The 16,473-nt window shown below is 60.2% G+C and carries 14 protein-coding genes; 6 read left to right on the plus strand and 8 right to left on the minus strand.

The window, feature by feature from the left end; all coding sequences use genetic code 11:
- Positions 1–83 precede the first annotated feature (83 nt).
- The gene (gene dnaK / locus A6U86_RS20600; protein ID WP_068394846.1) at positions 84–2,000 is read right to left on the minus strand and encodes a molecular chaperone DnaK; all 1,917 of its coding nucleotides are present in this window, start codon (positions 1,998–2,000) and stop codon (positions 84–86) included.
- A gap of 582 nt (positions 2,001–2,582) precedes the next feature.
- Here dnaK and bla point away from each other — a divergent pair.
- Positions 2,583–3,467, plus strand: coding sequence for a class A beta-lactamase (gene bla / locus A6U86_RS20605; RefSeq protein ID WP_068394830.1), 885 nt, complete (start codon positions 2,583–2,585; stop codon positions 3,465–3,467).
- Positions 3,468–3,615: 148 nt separating this feature from the next.
- Here the strand turns inward: bla and A6U86_RS20610 are convergent, their stop codons facing one another.
- Positions 3,616–6,039, minus strand: coding sequence for a transglycosylase domain-containing protein (locus A6U86_RS20610; protein ID WP_068394831.1), 2,424 nt, complete (start codon positions 6,037–6,039; stop codon positions 3,616–3,618).
- A gap of 340 nt (positions 6,040–6,379) precedes the next feature.
- Between A6U86_RS20610 and A6U86_RS20615 the strand changes: the two genes are divergently transcribed.
- From A6U86_RS20615 to A6U86_RS20620, 3 genes are all read left to right on the plus strand, one after another.
- Positions 6,380–6,568, plus strand: coding sequence for a hypothetical protein (locus tag A6U86_RS20615; RefSeq protein WP_068394832.1), 189 nt, complete (start codon positions 6,380–6,382; stop codon positions 6,566–6,568).
- Positions 6,569–6,646: 78 nt separating this feature from the next.
- Positions 6,647–6,769, plus strand: a complete 123-nt coding sequence (locus tag A6U86_RS36040; RefSeq protein WP_267554490.1) for a hypothetical protein — start codon at positions 6,647–6,649, stop codon at positions 6,767–6,769.
- 174 nt (positions 6,770–6,943) lie between these two features.
- Positions 6,944–7,186 carry a DUF982 domain-containing protein gene (locus A6U86_RS20620; RefSeq protein ID WP_068394833.1) on the plus strand — a complete coding sequence of 81 codons (243 nt, stop codon included), beginning with the start codon at positions 6,944–6,946 and terminating at the stop codon, positions 7,184–7,186.
- A 226-nt stretch (positions 7,187–7,412) separates the two neighbouring features.
- Here the strand turns inward: A6U86_RS20620 and A6U86_RS20625 are convergent, their stop codons facing one another.
- The 5 genes from A6U86_RS20625 to A6U86_RS20645 all read right to left on the minus strand — a co-directional run bounded on the left by A6U86_RS20625 (position 7,413) and on the right by A6U86_RS20645 (position 13,328).
- Complete coding sequence (locus tag A6U86_RS20625) at positions 7,413–8,288, minus strand: SH3 domain-containing protein (RefSeq protein WP_068394834.1); 876 nt, start codon at positions 8,286–8,288, stop codon at positions 7,413–7,415.
- A gap of 709 nt (positions 8,289–8,997) precedes the next feature.
- A complete protein-coding gene (locus A6U86_RS20630; RefSeq protein ID WP_068394835.1) occupies positions 8,998–10,455 on the minus strand; it encodes an efflux transporter outer membrane subunit in 1,458 nt (485 codons plus the stop codon).
- Between the two features lie 354 nt (positions 10,456–10,809).
- Complete coding sequence (locus tag A6U86_RS20635; protein ID WP_068394847.1) at positions 10,810–11,751, minus strand: phosphoribosylaminoimidazolesuccinocarboxamide synthase; 942 nt, start codon at positions 11,749–11,751, stop codon at positions 10,810–10,812.
- A gap of 142 nt (positions 11,752–11,893) precedes the next feature.
- The gene (locus A6U86_RS20640) at positions 11,894–12,577 is read right to left on the minus strand and encodes a phosphoribosyltransferase (RefSeq protein WP_068394836.1); all 684 of its coding nucleotides are present in this window, start codon (positions 12,575–12,577) and stop codon (positions 11,894–11,896) included.
- A complete protein-coding gene (locus A6U86_RS20645) occupies positions 12,564–13,328 on the minus strand; it encodes a pseudouridine synthase (protein WP_244510028.1) in 765 nt (254 codons plus the stop codon). The genes A6U86_RS20640 and A6U86_RS20645 overlap by 14 nt, the downstream gene beginning before the upstream one ends.
- 416 nt (positions 13,329–13,744) lie before the next feature.
- Here A6U86_RS20645 and A6U86_RS20650 point away from each other — a divergent pair, with 416 nt between their 5' ends.
- On the plus strand, positions 13,745–14,464 hold the full coding sequence (locus A6U86_RS20650) for a response regulator (protein ID WP_068394838.1): 720 nt from the start codon (positions 13,745–13,747) through the stop codon (positions 14,462–14,464).
- Positions 14,465–14,467: 3 nt separating this feature from the next.
- Positions 14,468–15,820 (plus strand): ATP-binding protein, encoded by a 1,353-nt coding sequence (locus A6U86_RS20655; protein WP_068394839.1) that lies wholly within the window; start codon positions 14,468–14,470, stop codon positions 15,818–15,820.
- Positions 15,821–15,883: 63 nt separating this feature from the next.
- Here A6U86_RS20655 and A6U86_RS20660 read toward each other — a convergent pair whose 3' ends face one another.
- Positions 15,884–16,090: a hypothetical protein gene (locus tag A6U86_RS20660; protein ID WP_068394840.1), complete on the minus strand. Its 207-nt coding sequence runs from the start codon at positions 16,088–16,090 to the stop codon at positions 15,884–15,886.
- Positions 16,091–16,473 lie beyond the last annotated feature (383 nt).

Below are 16,473 nucleotides of genomic sequence, written 5' to 3' on the forward strand. Positions count from 1 at the left end.
TAAGGATAAGACCCCGGAAATGGATTTCCGGCTGCCCGAAGGCAGCCGGATCTAAGTCTCCTAGAGAACCTTTCGGTTCGTACTTATGCAGACCGCTTGCGGTCGTCTTCGTCCTTGATTTCCTCGTAGTCGGCATCGACGACGTCGTCCTTGCCGGCTGCCGAGGCATCGGCCGAAGGGCCTTCCGCCTGCTGTGCTTCATAGATTGCCTGGCCGAGCTTCATGGAAACTTCCATGAGCGTCTGGGTCTTGGCCTTGATGTCTTCGGCGTCCGGCTCGGAGGCTTCCGTCGCCGTCTTCAGCGCTGCGATCGCGTCGGAGATGGCGTTGCGATCGGCTTCGCTGACCTTGTCGCCGTAATCCTTCAGCGACTTCTCGCTGGAATGGATCAGGCTTTCGGCCTGGTTCTTGGCTTCGACGCCTTCGCGACGCTTCTTGTCGTCGGCAGCATGGGCTTCTGCATCCTTGACCATCTTTTCGATGTCGGCGTCGGAAAGACCGCCGGAAGCCTGGATGCGGATCTGCTGTTCCTTACCGGTGCCCTTGTCCTTGGCCGAAACCTGGACGATGCCGTTGGCGTCGATATCGAAGGTGACTTCGATCTGCGGTACGCCACGCGGTGCCGGCGGCAGGCCGACGAGGTCGAACTGGCCGAGCAGCTTGTTGTCGGCAGCCATTTCGCGCTCGCCCTGCGAGACGCGGATGGTCACGGCCGACTGGTTGTCATCGGCGGTCGAGAAGGTCTGCGACTTCTTCGTCGGGATCGTCGTGTTGCGTTCGATCAGACGGGTGAAGACGCCACCGAGCGTTTCAATGCCGAGCGACAGCGGGGTCACGTCGAGCAGCAGAACGTCCTTGACGTCGCCCTGCAGAACGCCGGCCTGGATGGCGGCGCCGAGTGCGACGACTTCATCCGGGTTGACGCCCTTGTGCGGCTCTTTGCCGAACAGCTGCTTGACGACTTCCTGTACCTTCGGCATGCGGCTCATGCCGCCGACGAGAACGACTTCGTCGATCTCGGCAGCCGTAACGCCGGCATCCTTGAGAGCGGCCTTGCACGGAGCGATCGTACGCTGGACGAGATCGTCGACCAGGCTTTCCAGCTTGGCGCGGGTCAGCTTCAGCGTCAGGTGCTTCGGGCCGGTCGCGTCTGCCGTGATGAAGGGCAGGTTGATTTCGGTCTGCTGAGCGGAAGACAGTTCGATCTTGGCCTTTTCGGCAGCTTCCTTCAGACGCTGCAGGGCAAGCTTGTCACCCTTGAGGTCGATGCCGTTGTCCTTCTTGAACTCGGCAACGAGATATTCGACGAGACGCATGTCGAAGTCTTCACCGCCGAGGAAGGTGTCGCCGTTGGTCGACTTCACTTCGAAGACGCCGTCGCCGATTTCCAGGATCGAGATATCGAAGGTGCCGCCGCCAAGGTCGTAAACGGCGATGGTCTTGCCGTCCTTCTTGTCGAGACCGTAGGCAAGTGCAGCAGCGGTCGGCTCGTTGATGATGCGCAGGACTTCAAGACCAGCAATGCGGCCGGCATCCTTGGTTGCCTGGCGCTGGGCGTCGTTGAAGTATGCGGGAACGGTGATGACGGCCTTTTCGACCTTTTCGCCGAGGTAGGACTCAGCGGTTTCCTTCATCTTCTGAAGGATCATTGCGGAAATCTGTGCGGGCGAATAGCCCTTGCCCTGAGCTTCGACCCAGGCGTCGCCATTGTCACCCTTGACGATCGTGAAGGGAACGAGGTGCTTGTCCTTCTCGACGGTCGGATCTTCGTAGCGGCGGCCGATCAGGCGCTTGACAGCGAAGAGGGTATTCGTGGGGTTTGTAACAGCCTGGCGCTTGGCCGGCTGGCCGACGAGACGTTCGCCGTCGTCGGAGAAGGCGACCATTGAGGGGGTCGTGCGGGCGCCTTCGGCATTCTCGATCACCTTGGCGTCTTTACCGTCCATGACGGCGACGCAGGAATTTGTGGTTCCAAGGTCGATACCAATTACTTTTGCCATATCATTCTCTCCTTGAAGCAAGCTGTCGGAACCCCTGTCAGGCATTCCATTGACAGCCCCTTACGGGATGGTCTTGAGGATTGCGCAGCCATGACTGCGGTGATGCCGCGTATATAAGTAGCGGTTTTACTGACTGCAAGGCAGGAAATCACCCGGAATCCAGCAAAACGAATGGTTTGTCGCCCAAATTCCACATGGCCGTGAGTGCGCCGAGACCCTGCGGATTTGAAGCAATCTTATATCAGAGCAGCCTTGCGGCGGCCATGCAAGCGGCAAGGCGCAAAATTGCGATTTTATATAGGTCCGGGCAGATTGGTTCGCAGCGGAAAGTTTGTAAAAGATGGCGTTTTGACGAGCGCCTTCGCGCGATTGATATCTCGTTCTCTTGCGATGCATTGAATCGGTGCTGCTTCGATCGAAGGCGTCGCAACGAGTACCTGCGCCGACAAGTCGATTTCCGTCGTTGGGGATGAGGTTTCCAAGGCCTATCGGCTTCGTCGTCCCGTCTTAAATTTGACGCCTTGCTGCCTCCTGTTTTCGCCGTCGCTTTATCCGACAATCAAAACAGGAAATTGCAATTATATGTCCGTTACAATCACGCGTCGCGTTGCGTTAATGACGCCATTCCTTGCCATGACGGGGCTGTTGGGATCCCATGTTCTCGCCAAAGATAGCGACAAAGGCATCGCGGCAAGACTTAAAAAGCTGGAGAAGCGCAGCGGTGGGCGTCTGGGTGTCGCCGTGCTGAACACCGCCACCGGGCAGCTTGCCGGCAACCGTCTGGACGAACGCTTTGCGATGTGCAGCACGTTCAAGGCATTGGCCGTCGCGTTTACGCTTTCCCGCGTCGATCGCGGGCAAGAGCAGCTCGACCGCCGCATCTTTTTCAAGGAGGGCGATCTGGTGACGCCCTTCAAGGCAACGAAACCGCATCTGGCGGATGGGATGACGATCGAGCAGCTATGCGAGGCGGCGCTGATCGTAAGCGATAGCACCGCCGCCAATCTGCTGCTGGCAAGCTTCGGCGGCCCCGCGGCCTTGACCGATTATCTTCGATCCCTCGGCGATCCGGTGACGCGGCTTGATAGGATCGAGTTGGACCTGAATATCGTCAAGCCCGGCGAAATACATGATACGACCTCTCCTCGTGCCATGGTGGCCACGCTGCAGAAGATCATCCTTGGCGACGCGCTGTCGCCCCCGTCCCGCACGAAGCTGACAAACTGGATGATCGCCTCCACAGATGCGGCCGCGCAACGCCTCCGCGTCGGCCTGCCGAACGGCTGGCGTATAGCGAACAAGCCGGGGACATGGAACGGAATTTCCACCAATGATATCGGGGTGATCTTTCCACCCGGCCGCGATCCGATCGTGGTGGCGGCCTATCTCGGCGCAGCACCGGGGTCGATAAAGGACCAGGAGGCCATCCTGGCCGAAGTTGCCCGCATCGTGGCCGAAGAAATCTGACGTCAAACGAAAGCTGCCGGTCGCGGCGCGCAGATGATCATCTTTTGATGCTGATCGTTTAGCCGCCGCGGCCATTCCGTCGACGCGCCAACGTCAGATGACGCAGCGCGGTTCGGCAATCCTCGGAGAATTCGCTCCCTCTACCGCGTCACCGCCCGAGAATGACGTCGAGCAGTGACGAACGATGCGGCCGTACTGCTGCGGTCGGAGGAGCGGTCTCGCCGACATCGGCAGGCGGGATATCGCCGGTGTCGTAAGAGTTGGAGCTGTAGGGATTTGTGTCGTCGGCAATGTTGGCCGGCGGCAGATCCTGAGGGTCGTCATTGGCCGAGGCCTGGTTGACGATCTGTGGTTGGATCGGCTGCTGCGACGGCCGTTGCTGCAATGTCGGCTGCTGGATCGGCTGCCCGCCGTCTAGCGAGCCGGAGATGATATTGCCTATCGTCGTCGGCTGACCCGCATTCGGCTCGGTCTGCGCCACCGGCAGGCCGTTATCGATGATCTGGCCGCCACCGAAGATCGGCGTCGGCATGATGCCCTTATGGGCCGCGGTCATGAATTCCTTCCACGCCCTCGCCGGCAGCCCGCCGCCGGTCACCTTGCGCATCGACTTGCCGTCGTCATTGCCGAACCAGACGCCGGTGGTCAGGTGGCTGGTAAACCCGACGAACAGCGCGTCGCGGAAGGACTGCGTCGTACCCGACTTGCCGGCAGCCTGCCAGCCGGGAATGCGGGCGGCCTTGCCGGTGCCGTTGGCGATGACGCCGGCCATCATGGCGTTCATGTTGGTGACGATATCCGGGTTCAGCACCCGCTGCGGATTGTCGGTATTGGCCTGGTAGAGCACCTTGCCCGAGGCTGTGGTTACCTTGGTGATGACGTGCGGCGCCACCTTGAAGCCGCCATTCATGAAGGTGGCATAGGCGGAGGTGAGCTCCAGCAGCGACACTTCGGAGGTGCCGAGCGCGATCGAGGCATTGGATTGCAGATCGGATTCGATGCCGAGCCTGTGCGCCACCTTGATCACCTGATCAGGCCCAACCTCCGCGACGACTTGAGCGGCAACTGTATTCAGTGATTTCGCCACTGCGGTTGCGAGCGTCACGGGACCGCTATAGCGCTGTTCGTAGTTTTCCGGCGCCCAATTGCCGATCTTGACCGGCATGTCTTGGCGGATCGTGTTGGGCGTCAGGCCCGCTTCCAGCGCTGCGGTATAGACGAACGGCTTGAAGGCGGAGCCGGGCTGGCGTTTGGCGGTCACGGCGCGGTTGAACTGGCTCTGCGCATAGTCGCGGCCGCCGACCAGGGCGCGGATGGCGCCGGTCGCATCGACGGACACCAGCGATGCCTGCGACGCGTTCAGCTTCTTGCCGTCCTTGGACAGCACGTCTTCCAGTGCCTTTTCCGCCTTTTCCTCAAGCGACATGTCGAGCGTCGTGTCGACGATCAGGTCTTCCTTGACGTCGCCGCCGATCAGCTTGGGAAGCTGGTCCATGACCATGTCGGCCACGTAGTTTTCAGCGCCGGTCCAGTAGCTCTTCGATCGTGTCGGTGGCTGAGACATCGCCGTCTTGGTATCGGCCTCGGTGATGAAGCCCTGATCCTGCATTGCCTGCAGCACCAGCTGCGCACGCGCCTCGGCGGCAGCCGGATCGCGGGCGGGCGACAGCCGCGACGGCGCCTTGACGAGGCCGGCGAGCATGGCCGCTTCACCGAGATTGACGTCTTTGGCCGATTTGTTGAAGTAGCGTCGCGAGGCCGCCTCGACGCCATAGGCGTTCGAGCCGAAATAGACGCGGTTCAGGTACATCGTCAGGATCTGGTCCTTGGTGTATTTGTGCTCCAGCCACAGCGCCAGCAGCACTTCCTGCACCTTGCGTTCCAGCGTGCGGTCCGGCGAGAGGAACAGGTTTTTGGCGAGCTGCTGCGTCAGCGTCGAGCCGCCCTGGACGGCGTGGCCCGTCACCACATTGGTCACGACGGCGCGGGCAAGGCCGATCGGATCGAAACCGAAATGCGAATAGAAGCGCCGATCCTCGATGGCGATGATGGCTTCCGGAATGTAGGGCGACATGTCGCTGAGCGCCACGGCCTCGCCGCCGGTCGTGCCGCGATTGGCAATCAGGCTGCCGTCGAGATCGGTGATCTTGACGTTCGGCGGCCGCTCGGGAATGACCCAGGTGCTGGCGCTTGGCATGCGTGAGCCGTAATAGGCGACAAGACCGGCAAGGCCGATACCGCCCCAGAGGCAGAGCACAAGACCCCAGTAGATTGTCGAACGGATGAAGCCGAAAAAGCCGCGTCGCGGCTGCGCCCGGCGCGCAGGTTTGCGCCGGCTGCGGGCGCGGGTGCGGCGAGGCTTTTCGACCACGGGCTCATCCTCGTCGTCTTCATCCTCGTCTTCGTCGGGTTCGGGTTCTTCGTAGTATGTCTTGGAAGGAGACGAATATTTCTTGGCCGAGCGCCTGTTGCCGATGATGCGTTCGCCGGCATTGAATCCGTCTTCGTTGCGTTCCCGACCGCTGGAGAAGGATGGTTCTATCCTCTGGCGTGATTTCTTCTTATCTGCCATTGCGGGCCGGTCGTACCTCGATGCCTAATGTTTCATGTCTTCTGTCAGGCTGATCGCTGCGGCAGCATATGGCTTTCTGCGCAAGAAGCCGCCCCTTGCTGGCACGTCGTTCCGAAAAATGGATACCGATTCCCGGAGCGGGACGCCACCCGCCTTTGCTCACGAACCCCTCGTGAAGACATCAAATCCCGCCTGAACTGTAAATGCGGCGATTTAAGGAGGGATTAAGAACATTCCCGACGTCTGTGTGACAGCGGTTTCACCAGTGCTGGCAGGCCCTTCAGGGAACTTTCCGCCGCTTCGGGCATTATCCGATCATAAAAACGAAGGGGACGAGCATATGAGTTCGTTGACGAAGATAGAGGAAGGCAGCGGGAGCAAGCTGCGGGAAGTCTGGAGCGTCGAGGATTTCGCCCGGCGTCACCGGATCTGCACGGAGGAGGAGGCCCGGCTGAAAAAGCTGTTTGGCGACTTCGCGACAAAGCAGGAATTGCTCTCGAACGCGCAAAGGCCGCCGCTGTTTCGCTGAGCGAGAATGGCAGGCCCGGCGCGATGTCGATCGTGAGCCGTTGCGGCTGTAAGGCTGGCGGCGGAGGAGGCTATGCCGATGTGGAAGCGTTTTGAACTATGGCTGGTCGATCGGATCGACCGGATTTTCGGGCTGGAACGGCTCGCGCGCCGTGCCGGGTTTTCGCCTGACGAAGCCAAGCGGATCGCGCGGGACAAATAGACTAGCGCGAGCCGGATTGCTGGGTGCGCCCATCCCGGTCGAATGCGTCGAAACTTCGCGGCGCGCCCTCAATCTTCCGTATTTTCGAAAGCTCTGATCGAGGTTATAGTACTGTCATGTGGCCGTCTTGGAGGGTGGTTCCAAACAAGCGGCAGCGCGTGAGGAGGAGTATTCATGCGACACATCAAATGGAGCAATCCAATCGAGATCGGTTTTGCTCAGGGTACGTTTCAGCTTGTGACAGGTCCGTCCGAGGCATTGAATTGCATGGCCAATCTTTGGCCTGACCGGCGCGGTCCGCTGTATGTCGCGGCGAGAAGCATTTGCCGGGCGGCGATCGACGGTCGCAAGTCGGCCGAAGAAGCCCGGGAAATGTTCATTTCGGCAACGCGGGAAGCGCATCTCAAGATGCACTGAAGTGCGTCGGGCCCATCAGCCCGTTCACGTCCAAATGCCGGGAGCCGGCGGGAGCGCGGCAAAGGCCGAGCCCTTTAGAACGCGCACTCTTCCGCAAGGCATTTTTTTGATACCGCTGCCGCGCTGTGCAGAGGGAGCGTTCCTCAACTTGGGTGTCTCCTCATCAAAAAAGCCGGCGACCTTATAGGTCGCCGGCTTTTTGTTTTCGCGTGGAATCGCTGTCTTGTTAGCGGTTTGAGCCTCTGACAGACATGCGGCAATTCGGTTCCGATGCCGGGCAATCCTTTTGATCGGGGCTGTAAGGTCCCGGCGTGCCCGCATTCGGACGCGGATTGTTTTGCGGCTGCGGCTGCGGTTGAGCCTGCGGCTGACGCTGCGGTTCCGGGCGGGGCTGGTTGTCCGGGCGATTGTTGTCGCGGTGACGATCCGGGCGGTTACCCCAGCCCTGATTGTTATCAGGCTGCTGGCGGCCCCAATCGCGATTGCCGTCAGGTTGCCTGTCCCAATCGCGATTGCGGTCGGGGCGGCGGTCCCAATTGCGGTCCGACCCATTGTTCCAGTCAGACCCGCGATCCCAGTCGCGATTACGGTCGGGACGGCGGTCCCAGTTGCGATCCTGCCCGTCATTCCAGTTCGATCCGCGATCCCATCCCGGAGGATTGCGATCCCAGTTGTTATCCGGACGGCGGTCGACCCAGCCAGGGCCGCGACGCCAGCGATCACGATCGCGATAGAAGTCGCGGCCACGATAGTAGCGACCCCAATAGTCGTCGAAGTTGAAGACCACCGTCGGAATGCCGAGCGGGCGGTAGTATTGCCGGTCGATATAGATGCGGCGCGACTGGTAGGTCGCCTGGATATAGCGGCCGGCGACCCAGCCGCGGCCGCCGTAGAACGAGACGTCGCACCACGGCGTGTCGTTGAGGCAGCCATTGATCTGCAGCGGCACGCCGACAGGGATCATGGTGACGGCGGGATAGGCGGTGCTTGGGCCCGACCGCATGTTGACATTTGCGGTGGCAAAGCCCTCCGCTGCTTCCGCGATGGCCGGCAACGCAATGAATGCGGCCAGTATGCTCGCGGCAAAAACCTTGAACCTCATGAAGTCTCTCCCCTTGCGCACCAGCGGCTCGAAATCAGCGGCCGGTGCCTTTTCCATCTGTGGTGCGTCTACCCCGACGCCGTTCGCAGTGACGTTCCAAATTCGGCAAGATAAAGGCCTGCGCATGCACGGAATCTGATAGGATTCCACGGCGCGTCCTCAATCTTTACATGTGTTTTAAGAGTCTTTGCATGAATACAGCTTGAACGACCGATCATCATGCATTGAGGTGCCGGGAGATTTTCTGGCAAGACCTGCCTGCCGTCTGGTGGATTACCATCGGTTGGGTTCCGCACCCGCGCTTGCAATCAGGAGGGAATAATGATGGTGGCCTTGAAATCGCCATCCTGCTGTCCGATATACAGTCCAGTCATGCAGCCGATGGATGGCTGGAGCGCTTGAGAGCGAGCCGTGTTCGTCCGTCGAGATTGTCGAAGCAAGTTGACCTTTCGTTAACTTTTGACGAGCAATCTGGCTGCAGTTCCGCTTTCCCTTTGACCACGGATGTACTGGCACTGTTGCGAGGGCGGATGACGAAAGGCCGGATTGCTCCGGCCTTTTTGTTTTGATGGTGGTGGCGTGTTTCCTGTGAAAACGGGGACGCGCCATTTTCATTTTCGGCACCCTTCTCCCGGAAAACAAAAACCGCCACAGTTGCCTGCGGCGGTTTAAATTCGAGGGATGAGCCCGGCCTGACCGGGCGCTGTCCTTAGTTTGCCTTTTTGGCCGAGACCTTGACGACCTTGGCCGGAGCTTCGGCCACATTTGCCTTGCCGGCCGGCACATAACCAGCACCGATGTTGATGTTCAACCCGATGTAGTCAAGGGCGCTCTGCTGAACGGCCTGTGCCAGGCTCTGCTGGGCGGCTGTCACGTTACGCTGTGCATCGAGAACGTCGAGTAGCGAGGACGCACCGTCCTTGTAGCTGGCGGTCGAGAGCTGCAGGGCTTCCTGATAGGACTTGACCTGAGCGTGCTGCGCAGCAACCGTCTGTGCGTCGCGGGAGACGGCCGACAGGTAGTTTTCGACATCTTCGATAGCCGACCGTACCGTCTGCTGCCAGGCGATATAGTTTTCGCGGCTTGAAGACTGCGCGCTCTTTACGCCAGCGCGCAGGGCGCCGCCGTCGAAGATCGGCAGGTTCAGCGACGGGCCGAACGACCAGGTTGTGAAGCCGCCGCTTGCTCCCGAGGTATGGGTGTAGGTCGGCGAAATCGAACCGCTGAGCGTGATCGACGGGAAGAGCTTGGCTTCCGCCACGCCGATCTGAGCCGTCGAGGCTGCAAGGGTCCGCTCTGCAACGCGAATATCAGGACGGTTGCGGATGAGGTCAGCCGGGAGGCCCGTACGGACGCTACCGCGGAACACCGGCTGTTTGCCGCCGCCCTGCATCTGCGCGATGATCGTTGCCGATGAAACGTTGAGTAGCGTCGCGATGTGATGCACCTGCTGGCGATAGCTGATTTCATAACCAGGTACCAATGCCAACGTCTGGTTGACGAGGCCTTCCGCCTGAACCACGTCGAGGCGGGATGCCGCACCGGCTTCGAGCTGGAACTTGGTGAGCGAAAGCGTATCGCGGCGGGACTTCAGGTTTTCCTGAGCGATCGAAATGAGCGCCTGGTAGTAGCGGGCATTGACGTAGCTGTTGGCGAGATCCTGCAGATAGGTCAGGCGTGCAACATCTACGTTGGAATAGGCGACGTCGAGCGAAGCATTGGCGCTTTCAGTCGCACGGCGGTACTGACCCCAGAGGTCGAGCAGCCAGGAAGCCGAGGCGGTGCCTGTCGTGACATTTCGCCGTCCAGCCGAAGAGGAAACCGTCGAGCCACCCTTCTGGCCGCTCGTCGTGTTGTCGCCGCTGACGGTCAGGCTCGGGAGCCCGCCTGCGCCTGCGGTAACGACTGCGGCTTCAGCCTGGTTGATGCGCTCCAGCGTCTGCTGGATGTTGAGGTTTTGGGCAAGTCCCTGTGCGGCGAAGGCATTCAGCTTGGCGTCGCCGAAAGCAGTCCACCATTGTGAACCGGCGACATCGCCGTTCATCTTCGTACCGCCCTCCGAGAATTTGGCCGGCAGAGGCATTTCCGGTGGTTTATGGTCTGGGCCGCTAACGCAACCTGCCAGAATAAGCAGCAGGGCGGGGGCGGCAGTACGAATGGAAACCATCACATTGTCCCACAATTCAATTTACTGATCAGTGTTTTAAGGGTCGACGTGACCCATGTGTGTCGGCGCTCCAGCCCTACTCAATACAAACAAATGACCCGAAGCGGTCGTCGTCAATCTAGCAATGAGTTTTGCAATAGCACAGTGGCTTTTACGAATTCTCGTTCGCGAACATATGTGGGATCGAGCAAAATATCAGGGTGTCGTTAAAAAAAATATAAAGTGTTGCAAAAAACATACCCTTTCACGCACCACTCAAGGGTGCGAGAGGGGGATGATTTGGCCGAAAATGCAACCTTGAGAAGGTTTTTCGGTGTGCGCAGCCCATCGGAGGGCCATCTCACTTATCTTTATTTAAAAATAGCGAGCCAGACTTGCGTGAACCCTATCGCGCGGTGTTGCACCGCGGTCGTCAGCCACGAAAGGCGTGCCCGTAATCGCTTCATAGGCGCGGATATAGACCTTCGACGTCTCCTCGACGAGCTCCAGCGGGATCTCGGGAATCTCGTCCTTGTAGGGATCGCAGCGCTCCGTCACCCAGGCACGCACGAAATCCTTGTCGAAGCTTTCGGGGCGCGCGCCTTTTTCGAATCGATCCTGATAGCTGTCAGCAAGCCAATAGCGGCTGCTGTCCGGCGTGTGGATCTCGTCGGCGAGGATGATTGTTCCGTTTTCATCGGTGCCGAATTCATATTTCGTATCGACGAGGATCAGTCCACGCTTGCAGGCAATCTCCTGCCCACGCGCGAAAAGCGCCAGGGCATAGCTCGACAATGTCTCCCATTGCGCTTTGCTCAAGAGCCCCTGGCCGATGATCTGGGCCGGCGTCAGCGGCTCGTCGTGGCCGCCATCGAATTCCTTGCTGGTCGGCGTGATGATCGGTTCCGGCAGGATCTGGTTGTCACGCATGCCATCCGGCAGCGTGATGCCGTACATGTCGCGCTGACCCTTCTTATAGAGTGTCAGGATCGAGGTGCCGGTGGTGCCAGCGAGATAGCCGCGCACGACGACCTCGACCGGGAGAATGGTGAGCCGCTTGCCGACGACGACATTCGGGTCCGGATAGTCGATGACATGGTTCGGGCAGATATCGCGCGTCTGCTCGAACCAGTAGCGCGCCGTCTGCGTCAGCACCTGCCCCTTATAGGGAATGCAGGTGAGAATGCGGTCGAATGCGCTTAGCCGATCGGTGCTGATGATGATGCGGCTGCCGTCGGGCAGATCGTAATTCTCGCGCACCTTGCCGCGATAGTAATTGGGTAGTTCGGGAAAATGGGCTTCGGAAAGAATTCGCAACGCGTCCACCAGCAGGCTCATGCGTCCGCCCGACGGACGCTTCTTGAGCGGACCCTTAGCGCATTGTGACGGAAATCGGAACGATTTTCACATATAAGAGTGCATTCTCATGGCAGACGTTTCACCCGCTGATCCGAAACCGTCAACCGGGCACGCGCCAGCCGCCATTTGCGGTCTTCTCCAGAATGGGCGTCGAAAAGACCCCGACGATCCGCTCGCTCCACGGTTTGCCGTCTGCATCGACCCGCTCCCGCCAACGCTCCGATTGCAGCATGGCTGCGCCGATCACCACTGGTTCGATACCGCAAGCAGTTACCAGTTGCAGGCCGGAGACGATCGAGGCTCCGCTTGATATGACGTCGTCGATCAGCGCTACCCGCTTTCCTTCGAGCAGCGGCAGCATGCGCGGATCGATATAAAGGCGCTTCTCCTGGTTCGGCGTGGTGATCGAGGAGAGCGAAACAGACAATTCCTCGCGATACCAGAATTTGCGCGAAGTCCCGAGCGGCACGTAGCGCGCATGGCCAAGCGCCCGCGCAACCGCGCTTGCCAATGTCAGGCCAAGCGTCGGCAATCCGGCGACGACCTCGACATCATAGTCGGCAATCCGCGCTGCAAGCGCCTCAGCCAGGGCTTCCTGCACGGAAAAGCTGGCCTGGTTGACGATCAGCGATGCGAGAGCATGCTCGCCATTGGCAAGGACGCGGATTGGCAGCCGCAGCTGACGGCCATCCGGCAGCTCGGCCACATAGAAGTCGCGGCATTCTTGCCCTGTTGAAAAGCTTTGCGGCGGATGGAGCTCCTGCCAGAAGTCATGAGGCTGCATTGCGTCTCGCCTTGGTTCCATCCTGTCCCTTGGTTTTCAAGTCGGCCCGCCGGCGGAGACGAAGGATTTCCGCTTCCGTCAACGCCCGGACCGCACCTTTCGGCAGATCGCCGAGCGCGATATCGCCGAAGGTGACGCGCACCAGCCGCAGGCATTCGATGCCGAGCGATTCCAGCATCCGCCGGATCTGCCGGTTGCGGCCTTCCTTCAGCTCCACTTCGATCCAGCTGTTTCGATCGCCGCTGCGCAGCAGGCGCGCCGAGCTGGCGGTCAGCAGCTCGCCGTCGTCGATGATACCGCGCTCCATGCGCGCAAGCTCTTCCACATCCATGATGCGGTCGACCTGAACGTGATAGGATTTGCCGACATGGCTGATCGGGTCGAGCAGCGCCTGGGCCAGTATCGTATCATTGGTAAAGAGCAACAGCCCTTCGCTTGCCTTATCCAGGCGACCGACAGGGGCCAGATGCCGCGCATCGATGTCTTTCAGGCAATCATAGACCGTCGGCCGGCCCTCGGGATCGTCACGGGTAGTCACCAGCCCGCGCGGCTTGTTCAGCATGAAATAGAGTTTTTCCTCGGCGGATATCGCGACATCATCCACGGCAAATCGCGCGTGTTCCAGATCGACCCAGGTCGAGGTATCCGTAATCTTGCGGCCGTCGACTGTCACCCGGCCGGCCAGGATCAAGGCTTCGGCCTGGGTGCGGGAACAATAGCCGAGCTTGGAAAGCGCCCGCGGCAAGGTCACGCGCTTGCCGTCTGGCTCCTGCCTGCCTTTGGCCGTTTTGCCGGATCGCTGCGCTGAATGCCTTTGGCTCAACCGTCTTGCCTCGTGCTCGTTTGTGGAATGATGGGGCATGGCGCCCCTCAGGAACAATCCTTTCGCACGAGGATGGTCACGAGGCAATTCGGTTTGTCGCAACAGCGCGGAGGCGGCAGGACTCGCATGTCATGGATGCGAGCCCTGCCTTGGACCGGAGCGGGCGATGGGGTCGGGTAGGCGGCATCGAGGCTGCCGCCATTCGCTCCGGAGGGATTGTCGCTGCCTGGAAACTGCATTGCTTCTATTGCTGGGATTTTTCAAAACGGCCGAGATTTGTTACAGTTTGTAACGTCGGCGGTTTCCCTGTTGCCAAAACCACCTTCCGCCCCGCATGGAGGGTCATGGTTTCCGCATCGCTTCTTCTGGTCGAGGACGACCGCGAGATTAGGGCGCTCCTCGAGGAGTTCCTGAGTCGCGAGGGTTTCAGCGTGCAGGCTGCCGATAGCGCCGCCGCCATGGACCGCATTCTCTCAAGGGGATTTCCCGATCTCATCATTCTCGATCTGATGCTGCCGGGCGAAGACGGCCTGTCGGCATGCCGCCGCATCCGCGCCCGCAGCCAGGTGCCGATCCTCATGCTGACGGCAAAGACCGAAGACATCGATCGCATTCTCGGCCTCGAAATGGGCGCTGACGATTATCTCGGCAAACCCTTCAACCCGCGAGAGCTGCTGGCGCGCATCCGTGCCATCCTGCGCCGCTCGGGCCCCGAGCGGACGGAGGAGGGCGCGGTGCCCGCACGGCGCAAGAGCTTCGCCGGCATGATCGTCGATCTCGATGGCCGGGTGATCGAGATGGAGGGCGAGCGCCTCGTGCATCTGACCACGGCGGAGTTCGATCTGCTGGTCTGCTTTCTCGAAAGGCCGCGCCGCGTCTTGTCACGCGATCAGTTGCTCGACTGGACGCGCGGCCGCGGCGCCGATCCTTTCGACCGCACCATTGACGTGACGGTCTCGCGTCTTCGCACCAAGCTTGGGCATTGCCTGCCTGATGGTGCCCATATCATCACCACCGTGCGTAACGCCGGCTATCTCCTCACCACCGATGTGAAGGATGTCTGAGCCATGTTGAAACTCGGCCTCGTCGCCCGCATCATCATGATTGTTGCCGTGGCATTGTTCGTCATCCAGCTTGCGGCTTTCGCGGCGGCGCAGTTGAAGCCGGACACTTCGTTCAATCCCGAGATCTCGCCGGCAATGCAGGTCAAGTCGGCGATCCGCCTTCTCGACGCCATTCCGCCGGAGGCCCAGCCGCTGGCCGTTCGCGCCCTGAATGCCAATGGCTTGGCCCTGAGGCTCATCGACACCCCACAGGCGGAACAAACGGACGGCGCGTCCAATCTCACCCTGACCGACAAGTTGGCCCGCGAGTTTGCAACGATCGCGCTCGGCAATCGCTACTTCAATATGCGCTCGCTGTCTGAGAAGCCACAGGGCTGGTTCTCCGTCGGTGCATCGGACCGGATCATGGAAGTGTCGATCGGTGTCGCCGGCGGCAAGGTCGCCGTCTTCAATCTTCCTGATACGCCGACGGTCCGATTGCACGGCGTTCCGGTCGGCCTCATCGCCGGCGTGCTTGGCATGCTGGTCGCGGTCATCGCCATTGCCGCCGTGGCGCGGGAAACCCGGCCCCTGACGCGGCTGTCGCGTACCGTCAACTCCATCGGCAATGGCCTGCAGCCCGTCCGCATTCCGGAGAGGGGCGCCTGCGAACTGCGCCTGCTGATCAAGGCCATCAATGCGATGCAGCTGCGCATAGCCGCGCTGGTCAATAACCGGACGCTCATCCTCGGCGCGATTTCGCACGATCTGAGGACCTATTTGACGCGTTTCCGCCTGCGCGTGGAGATGATGCCGGATACGCCGCATCGCGATCGGGCGATCGCCGATGTCGAGGCCATGCAGCGTCTTATCGAGGATGCGCTTGGCTTTGCGCGCAGCACGGTCGTTCTGGACGGCAAGAATATTGCCGACCTCGACGCTGCCATCTGTTCCCACATTGCCGAGCGCCAGGACGGGTCGGATCTCGTTGCCTTCTCTGCGCTCGGGCAACCTCTGGCCGTCACAGTGCCGCAGACGGCATTGGTACGGGTGCTGGATAATTTGATCGACAATGCCCTGCGCTATGGCGGCTGTGCCGAGATAGAGACGGGGCTGCGCGACGGTCAGGCGGCCATCATCGTCGGTGATCGCGGGCCGGGCATTCCGACGGAGCGACGCAAGGAAGTGCTCGAACCATTCGTGAGATTGGAAGAGTCCCGTAACCGTGATCTCGGGGGCAGCGGTCTAGGTCTGGCGATCGTTCGGCAAATTCTCGATGCGCATGGCGGCGCGCTTTGCCTGGAGGACCGCGAGGGCGGTGGGCTTAATGCCGTTGTGCTGCTGCCGCTTGCCGTGAGCCAGAGGAAGGCTGCCTGAGGCAGCACGGAACGTCTGCGACCGCATCGGGCGGCCGATCTCATATCATCTGTCTTCTTCTGCTCAGTGGCAGGTTAGAAACGTCCGCAGTTCTTCACGGCTGAGGACAATGCCCTCTGCGGCCTTCAGCGGGTCCGGGTGCGTATAGGTGAAGCGGTGCAGCTCGGGCAGATCCAATGCCTGACGCATGCTCATGATCCCTAGCGCGCGCCGCGCGCCACCACTGTCGACGCTGACTTCGACGATGCTTTCCGGTCTTGCTCTATGCATTGTTTCCTCCCTCCTATTCTATTTCCCATATATATAGCAGAAATCTCTTATAAAATATCGGTTTTTCTGAGGCTTGCATCCGCAGGGAATAGAGAGCGCAAGCGGCATCCGGGATTGCCCTGGATGAACCCACTCGCCGTTGCGATTTACGCCGCCAGAAGCCAAGCCTCGTGGAAGAGCGGCATACACAAGGGCCCCTCTGGTCGATCGGTGGGAATTTTGATCAGCTGGACAAAGATTTTGAGGGCGCCTGTGGGCAAAAGCGGACGATCTCGGCAGGTTCCATCAAATCTCTCTTTTTTATCAATGTGTTAGAAAAATGTCAGAATTTTTACAGTATGAGTGTTGACTTGGTTCGGAGGTAGGGTCTATAAGCCCGATCA

Origin of the sequence: Rhizobium sp. AC27/96 (assembly GCF_001692325.1) — a bacterium.
Classification (GTDB): domain Bacteria; phylum Pseudomonadota; class Alphaproteobacteria; order Rhizobiales; family Rhizobiaceae; genus Rhizobium.

Excerpts from the sequence above, each read along its gene's own strand:
- dnaK (WP_068394846.1), bottom strand. The coding sequence starts at position 2,000 with ATGGCAAAAGTAATTGGTATCGACCTTGGAACCACAAATTCCTGCGTC.
- bla (WP_068394830.1), top strand. The coding sequence starts at position 2,583 with ATGTCCGTTACAATCACGCGTCGCGTTGCGTTAATGACGCCATTCCTT.
- A6U86_RS20610 (WP_068394831.1), bottom strand. The coding sequence starts at position 6,039 with ATGGCAGATAAGAAGAAATCACGCCAGAGGATAGAACCATCCTTCTCC.
- A6U86_RS20615 (WP_068394832.1), top strand. The coding sequence starts at position 6,380 with ATGAGTTCGTTGACGAAGATAGAGGAAGGCAGCGGGAGCAAGCTGCGG.
- A6U86_RS36040 (WP_267554490.1), top strand. The coding sequence starts at position 6,647 with ATGTGGAAGCGTTTTGAACTATGGCTGGTCGATCGGATCGACCGGATT.
- A6U86_RS20620 (WP_068394833.1), top strand. The coding sequence starts at position 6,944 with ATGCGACACATCAAATGGAGCAATCCAATCGAGATCGGTTTTGCTCAG.
- A6U86_RS20625 (WP_068394834.1), bottom strand. The coding sequence starts at position 8,288 with ATGAGGTTCAAGGTTTTTGCCGCGAGCATACTGGCCGCATTCATTGCG.
- A6U86_RS20630 (WP_068394835.1), bottom strand. The coding sequence starts at position 10,455 with ATGGTTTCCATTCGTACTGCCGCCCCCGCCCTGCTGCTTATTCTGGCA.
- A6U86_RS20640 (WP_068394836.1), bottom strand. The coding sequence starts at position 12,577 with ATGCAGCCTCATGACTTCTGGCAGGAGCTCCATCCGCCGCAAAGCTTT.
- A6U86_RS20650 (WP_068394838.1), top strand. The coding sequence starts at position 13,745 with ATGGTTTCCGCATCGCTTCTTCTGGTCGAGGACGACCGCGAGATTAGG.
- A6U86_RS20655 (WP_068394839.1), top strand. The coding sequence starts at position 14,468 with ATGTTGAAACTCGGCCTCGTCGCCCGCATCATCATGATTGTTGCCGTG.
- A6U86_RS20660 (WP_068394840.1), bottom strand. The coding sequence starts at position 16,090 with ATGCATAGAGCAAGACCGGAAAGCATCGTCGAAGTCAGCGTCGACAGT.